The 15,756-nt window shown below is 68.9% G+C and carries 12 protein-coding genes; 5 read left to right on the top strand and 7 right to left on the bottom strand.

Features of this window, described 5'->3' with window-relative positions:
- Nucleotides 1-16: 16 nt before the first annotated feature.
- Entirely contained in the window at nt 17-670 is a 654-nt protein-coding gene (nfi, locus tag FB561_RS22240; RefSeq protein WP_145809781.1) for a deoxyribonuclease V, read from the bottom strand.
- A gap of 81 nt (nt 671-751) precedes the next feature.
- On the opposite strand from nfi, the gene FB561_RS22245 reads away from it, so the two are divergent.
- Entirely contained in the window at nt 752-1,846 is a 1,095-nt protein-coding gene (locus tag FB561_RS22245; RefSeq protein ID WP_145809783.1) for a glycerate kinase family protein, read from the top strand.
- Between the two features lie 177 nt (nt 1,847-2,023).
- Nucleotides 2,024-2,386 (top strand): HesB/IscA family protein, encoded by a 363-nt coding sequence (locus tag FB561_RS22250; RefSeq protein WP_145809785.1) that lies wholly within the window; start codon nt 2,024-2,026, stop codon nt 2,384-2,386.
- 147 nt (nt 2,387-2,533) lie between these two features.
- Here the strand turns inward: FB561_RS22250 and FB561_RS22255 are convergent, their stop codons facing one another.
- The 3 genes from FB561_RS22255 to FB561_RS22270 form a co-directional block, all read right to left on the bottom strand.
- On the bottom strand, nt 2,534-4,345 hold the full coding sequence (locus FB561_RS22255) for a Dyp-type peroxidase (RefSeq protein WP_145809787.1): 1,812 nt from the start codon (nt 4,343-4,345) through the stop codon (nt 2,534-2,536).
- Nucleotides 4,342-5,226 carry a hypothetical protein gene (locus tag FB561_RS22260; RefSeq protein WP_145809789.1) on the bottom strand — a complete coding sequence of 295 codons (885 nt, stop codon included), beginning with the start codon at nt 5,224-5,226 and terminating at the stop codon, nt 4,342-4,344. The genes FB561_RS22255 and FB561_RS22260 overlap by 4 nt, the downstream gene beginning before the upstream one ends.
- A 705-nt stretch (nt 5,227-5,931) precedes the next feature.
- The gene (locus tag FB561_RS22270) at nt 5,932-7,302 is read right to left on the bottom strand and encodes a DHA2 family efflux MFS transporter permease subunit (protein ID WP_202880700.1); all 1,371 of its coding nucleotides are present in this window, start codon (nt 7,300-7,302) and stop codon (nt 5,932-5,934) included.
- Between the two features lie 349 nt (nt 7,303-7,651).
- On the opposite strand from FB561_RS22270, the gene FB561_RS22275 reads away from it, so the two are divergent.
- Together FB561_RS22275 and FB561_RS22280 are read left to right on the top strand one after the other, a co-directional pair.
- Nucleotides 7,652-8,353, top strand: coding sequence for a TetR/AcrR family transcriptional regulator (locus tag FB561_RS22275; RefSeq protein WP_145809793.1), 702 nt, complete (start codon nt 7,652-7,654; stop codon nt 8,351-8,353).
- A gap of 331 nt (nt 8,354-8,684) precedes the next feature.
- Entirely contained in the window at nt 8,685-10,094 is a 1,410-nt protein-coding gene (locus FB561_RS22280; RefSeq protein WP_145809795.1) for an MFS transporter, read from the top strand.
- Between the two features lie 224 nt (nt 10,095-10,318).
- Here FB561_RS22280 and FB561_RS22285 read toward each other — a convergent pair whose 3' ends face one another.
- The 3 genes from FB561_RS22285 to FB561_RS22295 all read right to left on the bottom strand — a co-directional run bounded on the left by FB561_RS22285 (nt 10,319) and on the right by FB561_RS22295 (nt 14,154).
- A complete protein-coding gene (locus tag FB561_RS22285) occupies nt 10,319-11,161 on the bottom strand; it encodes a MerR family transcriptional regulator (protein WP_238334971.1) in 843 nt (280 codons plus the stop codon).
- A gap of 31 nt (nt 11,162-11,192) precedes the next feature.
- Nucleotides 11,193-12,728 carry an amidase family protein gene (locus tag FB561_RS22290; protein WP_145809799.1) on the bottom strand — a complete coding sequence of 512 codons (1,536 nt, stop codon included), beginning with the start codon at nt 12,726-12,728 and terminating at the stop codon, nt 11,193-11,195.
- A gap of 172 nt (nt 12,729-12,900) precedes the next feature.
- Nucleotides 12,901-14,154 (bottom strand): aspartate aminotransferase family protein, encoded by a 1,254-nt coding sequence (locus tag FB561_RS22295; RefSeq protein ID WP_145809802.1) that lies wholly within the window; start codon nt 14,152-14,154, stop codon nt 12,901-12,903.
- A gap of 85 nt (nt 14,155-14,239) precedes the next feature.
- On the opposite strand from FB561_RS22295, the gene FB561_RS22300 reads away from it, so the two are divergent.
- Nucleotides 14,240-15,706, top strand: coding sequence for an NAD-dependent succinate-semialdehyde dehydrogenase (locus tag FB561_RS22300; protein WP_145809805.1), 1,467 nt, complete (start codon nt 14,240-14,242; stop codon nt 15,704-15,706).
- Nucleotides 15,707-15,756 lie beyond the last annotated feature (50 nt).

A 15,756-nucleotide genomic window follows, 5' to 3' on the forward strand; every position in this document is an offset into this window, starting at 1 on the left:
GCGAGGCCGAACGCCGTCAGCTGCTCCCTTTCAACGCCTGACGGCACAGGTGGTCGGCAGCCCGGGTGGTCTCCGGCAGCCGATAACGCGGTGTCAGTCCGAGGACGCGCTCGACCGCCGTCCCCAGACCGATCCGGTGCCCCACTGAGACGAACACCGGCTTCGTCTTGTTCTGCGTCCGCACGACCTGGCCGACGACCTCGCCGTCGAGGACCAGGTCACTCGTGGCACCGCGGCTGGGACCCGGCTCGGCCCAACTCCCGACGAACGCGGTCTTCGCGACCCCGACACTCGGCAACCCGGTCAGTACCCCGAGATGACAAGCAAGGCCGAACCGGCGCGGATGTGCGAGCCCTTGGCCGTCACAGACCAGCAGGTCCGGCGTGATCCGCAACCGGCCGAGCGCCTCGACCAGCGCGGGGATCTCCCGGAACGCGAACAGCCCGGGGACGTACGGGAACGTGGTCCGCCCGAGAACCACGGCCCGGTCGACCTCGCGCAGTTCCTGGAGGACGACGACGGCCGCGGCCAGCCGGTCCCCGTCGTACGCGACGTCCAGGCCGGCCACGTAGCGCGGTGGTTCGGCGCCGGAATCGGTCGGGTCGACCTGGTGGCGGAGTTCTTCCTGGAGCGCGATCGCCTGCTCGGGAGTTGCCGGCCACGGGTGCACGCGGGTGAGGGTACTCGGGGTGGCGTCCGCCAGATGGTTGGCGGCGGGCGGAACCCGGGGGCGGTTTGGGAGGATGTCGGCATGCGCGTGCTGATTGCTCCGGACAAGTTCGCTGGAACGCTCACCGCGGTCGAGGCCGCGGCCGCGATCGAGGAGGGCTGGCGGCGCCGTGATCCCGAGGCCGAGGTGCTGGTCGCGCCGATGGCCGACGGCGGGCCCGGATTCATCGACGTGCTCGAGGCCGTCGTCGACGGGACGTTGCTCTCGGTCACGGTCCGTGGTCCGCTCGGTGACGAGGTCCCCGCGACCGTGTTGCTCGCGGGCGAGACGGCGTACGTCGAGACCGCGCAGGCCTGTGGGCTCCACCTGGTCGAGAAGGCGGACCGCCGCCCCGAGGACGGCACGACGTACGGCGTCGGCCAGCTCATCGCCGCGGCCGTGGACGCCGGTGCGAAGCGGATCATCCTCGGCCTCGGCGGCTCCGGGACGAACGACGCGGGCGCCGGCCTGCTCGCCGCGCTCGGTGCTACCGGCGCGGGCGGCAGCCTGGATGCGGGGGCCCGGGGCCTGGCCGACCTGACCGAGGTGGACCTCGAACCGGCCCGGACCCGGATGGCCGGCATCGAGTTCGTCGCCGCGAGCGACGTGGAGAACCCGATGCTCGGACTCCGCGGGGCGACCAACGTCTTCGGCACCCAGAAGGGCATCACCGACGAGCGCAAGCCCGAGGTCGACGGCTGGCTGACCCGGTTCGCCGAACTGGCCGGCCGCAAGACCGCCGACGCGAAGGGCGCCGGCGCCGCGGGCGGACTCGGGTACGCCCTGCTGCTGCTCGGCGCGGAGCGGATCTCCGGGATCGACCTGGTCGCCGAGCTGACCGGGCTGAAGGACAAGGCGAGCAAGGTCGACCTGGTGCTGTCCGGCGAGGGCGCGTTCGACTTCCAGTCCCGCGACGGCAAGGTGATCGCCGGGGTCGCGAAGGTCGCCAACGAGGCGATGCGGCCGTGCGTGGTGCTGGCCGGCAAGGTGCAGATCGGGTCCCGCGAGATGCGCACGATGGGGGTCGAGTCGGCGTACTCGCTGGTCGACGCCGTCGGCGAGGAGAAGGCCTTCGCGGACCCGCACGGCTCGCTCGCCGCGGTGGCCGAGCGAGTGGCCCGGACCTGGGCCCGCTGACGGCCCGGATCGGCCGGCGTCCGGTGAGCGAGGCGCGTGGTTGATCGGTGAAATATGTGTGCGACCATGGGAATGGATCCGGGGCGGGTGCTGTTGCCCCGGTTGACAGCGGAACTTTCCGCGCGCGACCGCCTGCTGACCGGCGGCCGGGCGCTCAAGAGATGACTGGAGTCAGGAATGACCGAAGCGCAGACCGACCAGGGCGCTACCACCGCGACCGGGATCCTGTTGACCGACGGGGCCGCGGCCAAGGTGAAGGCGCTGCTGGACCAGGAGGGTCGCGACGACCTGTCGCTGCGTGTCGCCGTACAGCCGGGTGGTTGTTCCGGTCTGCGGTACCAGCTGTTCTTCGACGAGCGGCAGCTCGACGGTGACGTGGTGGCCGACTTCGGTGGCGTGAGCGTGGTCACCGACCGGATGAGCGCTCCGTACCTCAAGGGCGCGTCGATCGACTTCGTGGACACGATCGAGAAGCAGGGCTTCACGATCGACAACCCGAACGCGACCGGCTCCTGCGCCTGCGGCGACTCCTTCAACTGAGCCGTACCCGAAGCCCCCGGCACCCTGAGGTGCCGGGGGCTTCGTCCTGTCCAAACCTGTTCAGAACCTCTGCGCAGTTGCTGTCCGGACCTCGCCGGTCACCTGACGAGGCGACTAGCCGGCGCGACCGTCGGCCTCCAGGTTCTGTCAGCGTCGGCCGAGGACGGTGCGAAGAGCTGTGATGGGTGGGGCGAAGAAGTAGCCACCGCCGGTGGGGGTGACCAGGTCTTCGGGGAGTTCGAGGGTGGTGGTCGAGCCGTCGGGATGCGGTAGGTCGAGGGTGCGTTTGCGGTCGCCGTGGCGGTCGCGCTGGCCGATGATCGGGTCGACACCGCCGACGTTGGGCTGGACGGGGGAGTTGGCCCAGCGGCGGGTGACGAACTCGAACTGGTCCTCGATCGACGCCATGTACGCCGCGAACAGCAGGCCGCGTTCGGCCTTCACCAGGTCGGGTGGGGGATCGGCGATCCCGGCGATCGGTTCGCCGTACGGGATGCCGCGGCGCACCATCAACCGCAGGAAGGTGTCCGCGGGCGCGCCGAAGTCGGTCGCGCTGTCGCGTGGATTCACCTTGCGGACGTGGGCCGCGAACGGGCACACCTCGCCGAGCAGGTCCTCGGTCGCCGGGCGATGCGTGTCGCCGGGGTACCCGGGCAACGGCGTCATCGACGAAGGCCGGGTGTCGTCGTCGAACAGGAAGTGGTTGTTGGCGAACTCGTCCCCGGCCAGCGCGGCGTCGTCCGTACCGGGGGAGCGCAGTAACGGCGCACCACTCGGCCATCGCCCGACAAGCATCGACGCGAGCCGGACAGGGGTCGTCCCCATCGCGGCCGCCGCCGTCGCCGCGAGTTCCCAGAAGCCGACGACGTCCTGGTCGAGGCGCCGGCACACCAGGTACGAACCACGACGCGCCCACTTCGGGTACGCCTTGCTGGGCGGGGCCGGTTTCGTCGGGTCCTGGGGGTGCTGGCGTGGTTCGCCGAGCAGGAACTGCCCGGGCCAGACGAGTGGCTGACCCGGCTTGGCGAACAACTCGGCGTGCGGATCGTCGGCCGCCAGGAACCGCGGTGTCAGCTGGTCGTCCCGCGACGTCGCCCGCCGGCCGCGGATCCCCGGTTGCGAGATGCCGTCCTTGAACCCGAAGTGCTCGTGCCCCTGGAGATTCCCGGGCAAGGTGTCGCCGCGCTGCCCGAAGACCAGGGTGAGCCCGTGGTCGTCGGCGCGGTCGAGGATCTCGGCGACCGCGGTCTCCAGGTCGCTCGGGTCGTCGGCCGCGACGATGACGAGTACGTCGGCCTGGTTGTCCGGTCCGCCGACAACCCAGTTCCGGTGATGCCCGCGGTGCGCGGGGTCGGTCGGATCACCGAGGTACGTGGACCGCTCGGCCAGACCTTGCCGGAAACTCTGCTCGCCGAAAGCCCGCGCGTCCTCCTCACCGGCGAGCGCGACGATCGCGGAGTACGAGAACGCGACCGCGGTCCAGGTGGCGGTGAGCCCGGGTTCCCGTACCCCGAGCCGCAGCCGGAGCGCGCGGAACTCGCGCCGGAAGTCGAGCACCTCGTCCATGCCGGTCACCCGAGGCGCCAGCCAGCCCACCCAGTCCCGAGCCCGCTCGGGCGAGCCGAACCGCAGGAACAGGAACTGCTGATGGTCCTTGTTGAACCCAGGAACGACATTCCCCTGAATGGCCCCAGCAGCCCGAACCCCGTAAACAGGCTCCCCAGGCAGAACCCGCGCCCGCACCGCTCCCCGCCGCAAAGCGGTGACCCGCTCACGCACAGGCCCCTCACCGGCCAGATCCCCACCATCCGTCTCGGCTGCCGCGTCCTCGCGACTCAGCTCAACGCGCCGGCCGTCGGCCGCCGTGCCTCCGTTGCTGGTAGGAAGCTCGACCCCCGACAGCAACGCCGTCTGCGTCTCCGCCAGCGCGGCCAGCGCGGCCGCCGCCTCGCCGTTCACCGGGTACCCCGATCGATCACCCCGTGAGCCGACATGATCACGTGCTCCGCCAACTGCCCGCCGTACTCCACGCGCCGCCCCCCGATCCGAATGTCCCCAACCCGATACCCCAGCCCCGCCGGCACCTCGTACACCACCCGCAGCGCCGCACCCCGCTTGCCCCGGACAACAGTCCAGTGATCGCCCACCGGAAACCCGTCCGGCGTACTCCACCCGGAGTCGTCCCAGTCGATGATCAGCGGCCCCGGCGGATCCTCCGTCCCGACGCGGTACCCCTTCCGGCTGATCGACCAGAGATCTACGTTGATCCGCGCATCCGCCCCGGTCTCCCGCCGATACGGCAACGCGTCGTACCCGTCGACCGCCCGCCCACTCCGCTCGACCTCCTGCGAAACCCCGAGCAGGTCCTTCATCGAGTTGATCGGCATCACGTAGTGCACGATCCCGTCGATCGTGTTCCACCGGTTCAACGGCAGGTAGTTGCCCTCGGCATCGAACAGGTCCTCCCGCCGAACCGCGGCCCCGACCAGTTCCCGATACAGCGCGACGACGCGCTCCGGATCCACGGCCGCCAGCAACGACCAGTACTCCGGCGTCTCCGTCGTGAACGTCACCCGCCGGATCACCTCGTCGGCATCCCGCTCCACATGCCACTCGAGGTACTCGATCTGGGTCCGCCGATCCTCACCCTCGGCGAAAGCGGCCTCCCGATCGTCACGATGCTTCATGAACAACGGCCGCGAGAACCCGGTCCAGGTACAAGCCCGGCCCGCACTCACCTTCAGCTCGTGCTCACTCGGATCGACATATGCCCCGGTCCCACTCAGCGCGGTCGACGACGCGATCAGCCCGTCGATCGCCGCATGCCATCGCTCGTACAACGGCGATCCCAGTGGAACATCCCGAACAGCCCCCGGCGTCTCAAATCTCCCCACCATCCCCATGGCGGAACCCTAGGCCCCGAACCCACCGTTGGTAAGCCCGAATCCACCCCAGGTCCGCGATGACCGCCGCCCGGCGGCTCAGCCTCCGACGCCGCCCACCCAGCTCAAGATCTCGGCAGCTCCCCGCCGAACACCGTCCTCCGAGTCCCGGCCGACCTCACCGCAAACCCTCACGAAGTCCGTCGAGTCGGCTGAACCCGCAACCGCGTCAAGAACCCCGGTCTGCAACCAATCCGCGTGATTCTCATCAGCCCGATCAACCGCAACCGCAATCAACCGAACAGCATCCACCGACCCCACCCGAGCCAACGCTGCCGCCGTCCGCCGAGTCACCGCGGTGTCCTCATCATCCAGCAACAACCTGGCCAAAGCCTCAGCAACCTCAGGAACGGCCGCAAAAGAAGCCAACGCCCGCCCAGCCAAAGCCCGCCGCTCCCAAGAAGCCGCAGAAGCCTCACCCAAAGCCGCCCCAACCTCAGCCCGAATCTCCACACCCAAACACTCCCACGCCCCCAGCGAACCCACCCCACGCAACCCGACCCCCACGCCCATGACCCCGCACCGGCGTACCGCGCTCCGACCCATTGATGGCGACGCGCCCCACCGCGAGGTTCGTTGCGTGGGGCGCGTATCGTCCTCACCTCAGTGCGCCGGTGCACCCTGCCGCGCCCGCGCCGGCAGCAGCGTCGAGACCAGCAGGCTCACCACGAACAGCCCGACCGACACCAGCGTGCTCGTCTTCGCCGCGCCGAGGAACTCGTGCGCCGGCAGCAGCTGGAAGAAGATCGTCCCGATCACCGCGATCCCGATCGCGCCGCCGAACTGCTGGACCGCGGTCAGGACGCCGGACGCCGAACCCGCCGCCTGGTCGTCGATCGACGCGAGGATGATGTCGAACAGCGGCGCGAACACCATGCCCGCCCCGATCCCCACGAACAGCGTCGCCGGCACCAGGTCCCAGATCGTCGTCGCGGTCCCGTGGGCCCGCAGCGTGAACCACACGCCGACCATCGCCAGCGTCATCACCACGATCCCGAGCTGCAGCGCCCGCCGGCCCAGCCTCGGCGCGAGCAGTCCGCCGGACAGCGGCGCGCCGATCGCGATCCCGAGCGAGAACGGCACCATCGCGAGCCCGGCCTTGAGCGGGCTGTAGTGCAGACCGAGCTGGGTGAACAGGTTGAACACCAGCGTGAATCCGGACATCGCCAGGAAGAAGGTGGTGATCACGCCGAGCCCCGCGACGTACCCGCGACTGCGGAACAGCGACGGGTCGATCACCGGGTTCCCCGACCGCCGCTCGCGCCAGCCGAACAGCGCGAACGCGGGCACGGACGCGATCATCATCAGGATCGACCACAGCGGCCAGTCGAGCTCGCGCCCCTGGACGAGCGGGTAGATCAGCAACCCGGACGCGAGGCTGACGAGAATCACTCCGGCGGCGTCGAGACCGCGAGCTCCCGGCGTCTTCACCTCGGGCATATACCGCAGCGCGCCGGCGATCGCGACGATCCCGATCGGCACGTTGATCCAGAAGATCATCCGCCACCCGGCGCCGAACCAGTCCGCGTCGATCAGCACCCCGGCGAGTACCGGCCCGGCGACTGCCGACAATCCCATCACCGGCCCGAACATCGCGAACGCCTTGCCGATCTCGTGCGGCGGGAACACCGCCTTCATGATCGCGAACCCCTGCGGGATCATCACCGCTCCGAGCAACCCCTGCGCCACCCGGCTCCCGATCAGCATCTCGGGGGAGTTCGCCACCCCGCACAACGCCGAAGCCACCGTGAAGCCGACCGCACCGATCACGAACAGCCGTCGCCGCCCGACCAGGTCCCCGAGCCGGCCGAAGCTGATCAGCCCGATCGCGAAGGCGAGCGTGTACCCCGCGAGCATCCACTGCAGCGCGGACGTCGACCCGCCCAGCTCGTTCCGGATCGACGGCGCCGCAATGTTGACAATCGTCGCGTCGACAAGATCCATGATCTCGGCGACCAGAACGGTCCCGAGCACAATCCACCGCCACCGATACGCCGGCGTCGTTTCAGCCTCCGCATCCACCGAAGCCAAACCAGCCTGCCCGCCCGCCGAAGCCGAACCAGCCTGCGCATCCGCAGAAGCCGAACCAGGCTGCCGGCCCGCTGACGTGCCGGCCTTCGCATCGGCCGGATTCGTGCCGCGCTGCGCGTCCTCGACGTCCGGCGCGGGCCTGCGGTCCTTTCTCAATTCACCGGCCTGACCCGGCGGAGTGGTTGAGGTAGTCATCGTTGCTCCCAGAATGACGAATGGTGTTCGCTAACGAACACCGTTCTACGCGCGAACACCGTTCTAGTCAAGTACGGTGTTCGCTACAGTGGTCCGCATGAGTCAGTCGCCTTGGCAGCCCATCAGCCCCGCGAAGCCGGCCCGCCCCTCCCGCGAGCCGCTCACCCGCGACCGCATCGTCGACGCCGCGATGGGGCTCCTGGTCGACCAGGGCTACGAGGCCGTCTCGATGCGCAAGGTCGCCCAGGCGCTCGGTACCGGCCCGGCCTCCCTCTACGCCCACGTGGCGAACAAGCAGGAGCTCGACCATCTCCTCGTCGACCGCGCCGCCCAGGAGATGCGCTTCCCCGAACCCGATCCGGCCCGCTGGCAGGAGCAACTGAAGGAAGCGATGCGCGAGATGCTCCGCGTCCTGCGCGCGTACCCGGGGGTCGCCCGCGCCGCCATCGGCCAGGTCCCGCTGGGGGAGCGCGCGATGCTCACCACCGAGCAGCTCCTCGCGATCCTCAAGGCCGGCAACGTCCCCGACCAGGCCGCCGCGTGGGCCGTCGACCTGATCCCGCTTTACGTCACCGCGACCGCCTTCGAGGAGAGCGTCCAACGCGCCGCCGAGTGGACCGAAGCGGACATCAAGACCTTCGTCGCCGACCTCCGCACGTACTTCGAGTCCCTCGACTCCAGCCGTTTCCCGCTCACCGTCGCCCTGGCGCCGGCTCTCACTGCCGGGGGGTCGGGCGACGAACGCTTCGAGTTCGGCATCCAGATCATCACCGCCGGCCTCGCCTCCCTGGCCCCATAAACCGACACCCGGACCCGGAGGCGAACGGGCGCAGTAAGTACCCGTGTCGTCACCAGAGGTGTCCGTCGACGGCCGGATTGTTCGCCGGTCGACAATCCAGACATGCGCGGCGCGGGGGCTTCCAGGCCCCTGTGACCCGTGATAACCCCGTTCGCCACCGCGTGTCCGACTCGGCCGATCAAGGTCACAAACTCACCGTCAGGTAGCGGCCAATCGCTTGTGGTTCACGATCGCACATGGCTAACCTTCGGATTGTCAACAAAACTACGACCATTCCTCTGCGGTGTTCGTCACTGCATGCGGTGGCGTGAGGTGGGCACCTGCGGGAGGTATGTCGAACTACGACGAGGAGGACCCGGTGGGTTCCGAACAGGCGCAGCCACCCACAGTCGAGACCGAGCCGCCCCCAGGTGTGCTCAAGAAAGCGATCGCCGCATCGGCGATCGGAAACGCCACCGAGTGGTTCGACTACGGCATCTATGCCTACGGCGTCACGTACATCTCCGCGGCGATCTTCCCCGGTGACACCGAGAGCGCGACACTGCTCGCTCTGATGACCTTCGCGGTCTCGTTCCTGGTCCGGCCGCTCGGTGGGCTCATCTGGGGCCCGCTCGGCGACCGGCTCGGGCGCAAGCAGGTACTCGCGATCACGATCCTGCTGATGTCCGGCGCGACCCTGTGCGTCGGACTCGTGCCGACGTACGACTCGATCGGCCTCTGGGCCCCGATCCTGCTGGTGCTGCTCCGGATGATCCAGGGCTTCTCCACCGGTGGTGAATACGGTGGCGCGGCAACGTTCATGGCGGAGTACGCGCCGAGCCGTCGCCGGGGATTCCTCGGCAGCTTCCTGGAGTTCGGCACCCTGTCCGGGTTCGCGTTCGGTGCCCTGCTGATGCTGGGCTTCTCCCTGATCCTCGGTGACGACCGGATGCACGCGTGGGGCTGGCGACTTCCGTTCCTCGTCGCCGCGCCGCTCGGCCTCGTCGGCATCTACCTGCGGAGCAAGCTCGAGGACACTCCGGTGTTCCGCGAGCTGGAGGCGAAGGGCCAGAAGGAGGAGCAGACCGCGACACAGTTCAAGGATCTGCTCTCCGGTTACTGGAAGCCGATCCTGCAACTCGGCGGCCTGGTTGTCGCGCTGAACGTCGTCAACTACACCCTCCTCACCTACATGCCGACGTACCTCGAGAGCGAGATCGGGCTGAGCTCCGACCAGTCGCTGGTGGTACCGATCATCGGCATGCTCGCGATGATGGTGTTCGTCCCGTTCGCCGGCCGCTTGTCGGACCGGGTCGGCCGCAAACCGCTGTGGTGGTTCTCGCTGATCGGGTTGTTCATCGCCGGCGTCCCGATGTTCCTGTTGATGGGCTCGGGTGTCGGTGGCGCGATCATCGGCTTCGCGGTCCTGGGTCTGCTCTACGTGCCCCAGCTGGCCACGATCTCGGCGACCTTCCCCGCGATGTTCCCGACCCACGTCCGGTACGCCGGGTTCGCGATCGCGTACAACGTCTCCACCTCGCTGTTCGGCGGTACCGCGCCGGCGATCAACGACTGGCTGGCCCAGAAGACCGGCGACGGTCTGGTGCCGGCGTACTACATGATGGCCGCCTGCATCGTCGGTGGCATCGCCCTGCTCAAGGTCCCGGAGACCACCCGTTGTCCGCTCAACGGAACGGAAACCCCGGGGACCGAAGACGCCCCGCCCCCGGTTGCCCTGGAGCCCGAACCCACCAGAGCCTGACCAGCTGAAACGGACCGGCCGCACATCTCCAGGTCACCCCGACCTGAAGGTGTGCGGCCGGTCTCGCACACCTGGCACCAAGCGGCGACAGCCCTGTGTATCACCAGCGATGGCAGCTCTCTATCCCCAGCGGCGACAGCCCTGTATCCCAGCGGTGAAAGCCAGTACGTAGGGGACGCGGCGGTCGGTGCGCAAGCGCTGTTCGGCGGAATCCATCGATTGCCTCAGGCGAGTGGTTCCTGGAGTTCGGTGACCCAGTGGGACTCGTCTTCGGGGGATTCGAGGTAGAGCTCGCGGGATGGCCGGCCGGATTGTCGACGATTTTCGTCGACCCATCGCGCCAACGCCTGCCAGGCTGGGAGTACGCCGCTCATCGGGCCCCGGTGAATCGTCGTGGCAGCGGACGTAGCCGGTAGATCGACGACAATCAGCCCGTTGAGTTCGTCGCCGGGGGAGACGTCGGCCGGTACCGCGGCGTGGATCCGTACCTCGTCCTCGTCCGCCTGCCGATCGTCCGGAGAGTTGCGGCGGTCTGGAACTCGTGCGTAAAAGCAGACAAGGTGGCCAGTTGGGCGGACAGTTGCCGCCGACAACCGATCACCGAGCTCGGCGCACAACGGACGAATCACCGGGCCGATGTCCTCGGGAGTGAAGGTCGCCGCCGTCGCCGTGAGTGCGACCAGCCGTACCGCCGGCAGCTCCTTCACCACGATGTCGAACGCGGACTGGTCCTCCAGTTCCAGCGCCCGTAGCCGGGACTCCACCTCGAGCAGCCGGGATTCGCGATCGGCGAGCTCGGCCTCCAGTTCCGCGCGGCGCATTGTCAACAATCCACGGAGTTGATCGGTACTGAGATCGGCCGCACGCAATGCGCCGACCTGGTCGAGCGAGAACCCGAGATCCTTCAACGCGACAATCTGGTTGAGGTCCCACAGTTGCCTCGCGTCGTAGTACCGGTATCCCGTCGCCGAGTCCACGTGCGCCGGTCGCAGCAGGCCGAGACCGTCGTAGTGCCGCAGCATTCGTACCGACACCCGGCCGTGCCGTGCGAAGTCGCCGATTGTCAACAAAAGTCGCTCCCGCCTGTCCAGCAAAGTGTCAGCCAGCTACCAGCTCCGCGAACGTGATCACGGTGTCGTCGGCGTGCCGGTCGCCCATCACCTGGAGTCCGACCGGCAGTCCGCCCGGCGTACGCCCGGCCGGCATGCTCAACGCGGGGAGGCCGAGCCACGACGCCGGGGCGATCCAGAACACCTGGTCGGTGTACGGCCGCTCGCCCTGGGACGTGCTGATCGTTCGTTGGTCGTACGGGCGATCGTCGTGCGGAGGCGCCGCAGTGAAGGAGGTCGGACTCAAGAACACGTCGACGTCCTCGAAGTAGGTGCGCCACCTCTCCCGCGCGGCCATCCGCCGACGTTCGTGGTCGAGGATCTCGCCAAGTGAGGCGAAGTTCGGGTCGCCTCCGTAGAGCGCGAAGAACAGCTCGACCTGGAATCCGAGTTCCTCCGACATCTCGCCCGCCTCGACACCGGTCGGCCAACTGTCGACAATCTGCATGCCCCGCCGCGCCAGGTCGTCCATCAAGTCGGACAACACCGCGCCCACCTCGCTCGTCACCGGCGCCGCCGGATGATCGAGCGCAACACCAACGCGGAACTCGTTCAGGCGAGTACGCCGACAAGGCCGCAACCGCCAAGCCTCACGCGCACCCACGGGTCCACCGGTCGCCACGAGAGCAGTCCGCAGATCCGCCGCCGACCGCGCCAACGGCCCGACAACAGACAACTGCGGAACCTCCAACTCCAACACCGGCGAAGCAACCTGCGCCGGTGCCGGTGAGTCAGCCTGTGCCGACGTCGGTGAACCAGCCGACTCGGCCGCCGCCTTCGACTCGGCCGCCGCCTTCGACCCCGGCTGCGATCCATGGTCCGCGGCCGACGAGTTCGATGGTTCTGTCGGCGACGGGGCGTCGGGCGGTTGGAAGCCGCGGAGGGGTACGACGCCTGCTGTTGGGCGGAGGCCGTAGACGCCGCAGTAGCTTGCCGGGAGGCGGATCGAGCCGACGAGGTCCGAGCCGAATTCGAGATAGGTGAGCCCGGCGGCGAGTGCGGCCGCACCTCCGCCTCCGGAACCACCGGGAGTCCGCGTCGGGTCGTGCGGGTTGTTCGTCCGGCCGTACAGGTCGTTCGTCGTCTGCCCGAAGTCGGCAAGCATCGTGTGCACATTGCTTTTGCCGACAATGATCGCCCCGGCCGCGGCCAGCCGCTGGACGACGGTCGCATCCCAGCCGGCCACGAACTCGGCGAACGCAGGCTCACCCCAGGTCGTCCGCAGCCCCGCGACGTTGAAGGCTTCCTTCACTGTCATCGGTACTCCGTGCAGTGGCCCGAGCTCGCGATCAGCCGCCGGATCGACCACATTGTCGGCTACTTCACCTGCTGCATCATTGGCTGCTTCGTCGGCTGCGGTGGCGGCGGCGAGGGCTTGTGGGGTGCGGGTTTCGACGATGGCGTTGACGGTGGTGTCGGCCGCGATCCGATCGAGGAGCTGGGTCGTCACCTCGAGCGACGTCACCTCGCCGGCCCGGATCGCGTCGGCGAGCTCGGTGGCGGTCCAGTACGCGAGTTCTCTCATGCCACCGGTCTAGGCCCTGACACCGTGTCAGAGTCAACCACCGTCCCCGGGTCCGTCGGTCCCGGGGACCGGGGCTCCGATCCCGGTCCCCGGGTCCCCGTACCCACCGACGCCCCCTGATTCCGTCTCTCCTCCGCACCCGGCGCCGACCTCGGTACCGGGGTGCGGCGAATCAGGAGACGACGGCGCTCACCGCGTCGGACCAGATGCTTGCTGCTTCGTCGATCTCGGCCGGGTTGACCACCAGCGCCGGGATGAACCGCACCACCTGGCCCCACGCCCCGCAGGTCAGCAGGAGCAGACCACGACGCGCCGCCTCTTGTTGAGCAGCGGCCGCCGTGACCGGGTCCGGCTTCCCGTTGGCGTCGCGGAACTCGTTGCCGATCATCAGACCGAGTCCGCGGACGTCGGTGATCTGCTCGTGCTTGTCCGCGACGGTCTGCAGGGCTTGCTTGAGTTGGGCGCCCCGTTCGGCGGAGTTCTCGACCAGGTGCTCGTCCTGGATCACGTCGAGGGTGGCGATCGCGGCGGCGCAGGCGACCGCGTTCGCGCCGTACGTGCCGCCCTGCGAACCGGGCCACGCCTTCTCCATCAGGGCCGACGACGCCGCGATCCCCGAGAGCGGGAATCCGGACGCGAGGCCCTTGGCGGTGACCAGGATGTCGGGCTTGGCGTCGAAGTGGTCGCCGCCCCAGAACTTCCCGGTCCGGCCGAAGCCGGTCTGTACTTCGTCGACGACCAGCAGGATCCCGTGCTGGTCGGCTCGCTCGCGGAGTCCGGCGAGGAACCGTTCGTTCGCGGGCACGTATCCGCCTTCGCCCAGCACCGGCTCGACGAAGAACGCGGCCGTGTCGGCCGGCGTGCTCAGGGTCTGCAGCACGTAGTCGAGCTGGGCGAGGGCGAAGTCGGTCGCCTGCTCGACCGGCCAGCCGAAGTGGCCCGGATCCGGGAACGGGGACACGTGGACGCCGGACATCAGCGGGCTGAACCCGGACCGGAACTTGGTCCCCGAGGTCGTCATCGACGCCGCCGCCACGGTCCGGCCGTGGAAGCCGCCGTGGAACACGATGACGTTCGGCCGCCCGGTCGCCTGCCGGCTGAGGCGGAGCGCCGCTTCGATCGCCTCGCTGCCCGAGTTCGCGAAGAACATCCGGTCCAGCCCGGCCGGGAGGACCTCGCCGAGCCGGTCGACCAAGGTGAGCAGCGGGCGATGCATCACGGTCGTGTACTGGGCGTGGATGAGCGTTCCGACCTGACGTTGGGCGGCCTCGACCACCCGCGGATGGCAGTGGCCGGTGCTCGTCACGCCGATGCCGGCGGTGAAGTCGAGGTATCTGCGGTCGTCCTCGTCGTAGAGCAGCACGCCCTCACCACGGGCGGCGATGACGCCGGTCGCCTGTTTGAGGATCTGCGAGAGCTCAGCCACGGCCTTCCCCTTCCCCTTGCCTGTCGACGGGTAGATTGTCGACAATCAGCGTATCTGAGGTGATCGCGCCGGTGAAGGGGTTCGGATGAGCGAGCAGGACGAGGCCAAGGTCGTCGACAACGTCGAGAAGCGGTTGTTCATCGACGGGCAATGGGTCGAGGCGTCGGACGGGGGAACTTTCGACGTCGTGGACCCTTCCACCGGGGGGAAGCTGTGCGCGGTAGCGGATGCCACGCCTGCGGATGGTAGGGCCGCGCTCGACGCGGCCGTCGCCGCGCAGGCCGCGTTCGCCGCGACCTCGCCACGGGCACGCGCCGACATGCTCACCGGCGCCTTCGAGTTGCTGCACGAGCGGATCGACGAGCTCGCGCTGCTGATGACGCTGGAGATGGGCAAGCCGCTCGCCGAGGCGCGCGGCGAGATCACGTACGCGGCCGAGTTCTTCCGGCACTTCGCGGGAGAGGCGGTCCGGATCGACGGTGGGTACCAGACCGCGCCCGCCGGGGGAGCGCGGTTCCTGGTCGCGCGGCAGCCGGTCGGCCCATGTCTGCTGATCACGCCGTGGAACTTCCCGATGGCGATGGGGACGCGCAAGCTCGGCCCGGCGATCGCGGCCGGTTGTACGAGCGTGATCAAACCGGCGCACCAGACGCCGCTGTCGATGCTCGCGTTGATGGGCATCCTGGACGAGGCCGGCGTCCCGGCCGGCGTGGTCAACTGCGTCACCGCGATGGACGCCGGTGGCGTGATGGAACCGCTGATCCGGTCCGGGCAGGCGCGGAAGTTGTCGTTCACCGGTTCGACCAAGGTGGGCCGGATCCTGCTGGAGCAGTGCGCCGAGAAGGTACTGCGGACGTCCCTGGAACTCGGCGGCAACGCCCCGTTCATCGTCTTCGAGGACGCCGACCTGGACGAGGCGGTGACCGGCGCGATCGCGGCGAAGATGCGGAACATGGGCGAGGCGTGTACCGCGGCCAACCGGATCTACGTGCACGCGTCGGTCCTGGACGAGTTCGGCCGCCGGCTGGCCGAGCGGATGGGCGCGATGACGGTCGGCCGCGGCACCACCGAAGGCGTGCAGGTCGGACCGCTGATCGACGAGGCCGGGCTGGGCAAGGTGCGGTCGCTGGTCGCGGACGCCGTCGACCGCGGTGCGACCGTGCTCACCGGGGGATCGGTGGCCGAAGGCAACGGGTACTTCTACCCGCCGACGGTGCTCACGGGTGTACCGCGGGACGCGCGGATGGCCGACCAGGAGATCTTCGGCCCGGTCGCGCCGTTGACCCCGTTCACGGACGAGGCCGAGGTGGTCGCGGCCGCCAACGACACCGAGTACGGGTTGGTGTCGTACGTGTTCACCAACGACCTGCGCCGCGCGCTGCGGGTCGCCGAGGCGCTCGAGACCGGCATGGTCGGACTCAACCAGGGCGTCGTGTCGAACCCGGCGGCGCCGTTCGGCGGGATCAAGCAGTCCGGCCTCGGGCGCGAAGGTGGGTCGGTCGGGATCGACGAGTTCCTGGAGACGAAGTACATCGGGATCACGCTGCAGTAGGCGGGATCACGCCGCACAAGGTGGCCACCACTGGATTGTTGACAATCTTA

Source organism: Kribbella amoyensis (assembly GCF_007828865.1).
Lineage (GTDB): Bacteria > Actinomycetota > Actinomycetes > Propionibacteriales > Kribbellaceae > Kribbella > Kribbella amoyensis.

Bases quoted from the DNA above. Each gene is read 5' to 3' on its own strand.
- FB561_RS22290 (WP_145809799.1), bottom strand. From the start codon at position 12,728: ATGAGAGAACTCGCGTACTGGACCGCCACCGAGCTCGCCGACGCGATC.
- FB561_RS22275 (WP_145809793.1), top strand. From the start codon at position 7,652: ATGAGTCAGTCGCCTTGGCAGCCCATCAGCCCCGCGAAGCCGGCCCGC.
- FB561_RS22280 (WP_145809795.1), top strand. From the start codon at position 8,685: ATGTCGAACTACGACGAGGAGGACCCGGTGGGTTCCGAACAGGCGCAG.
- FB561_RS22250 (WP_145809785.1), top strand. From the start codon at position 2,024: ATGACCGAAGCGCAGACCGACCAGGGCGCTACCACCGCGACCGGGATC.
- FB561_RS22300 (WP_145809805.1), top strand. From the start codon at position 14,240: ATGAGCGAGCAGGACGAGGCCAAGGTCGTCGACAACGTCGAGAAGCGG.
- FB561_RS22245 (WP_145809783.1), top strand. From the start codon at position 752: ATGCGCGTGCTGATTGCTCCGGACAAGTTCGCTGGAACGCTCACCGCG.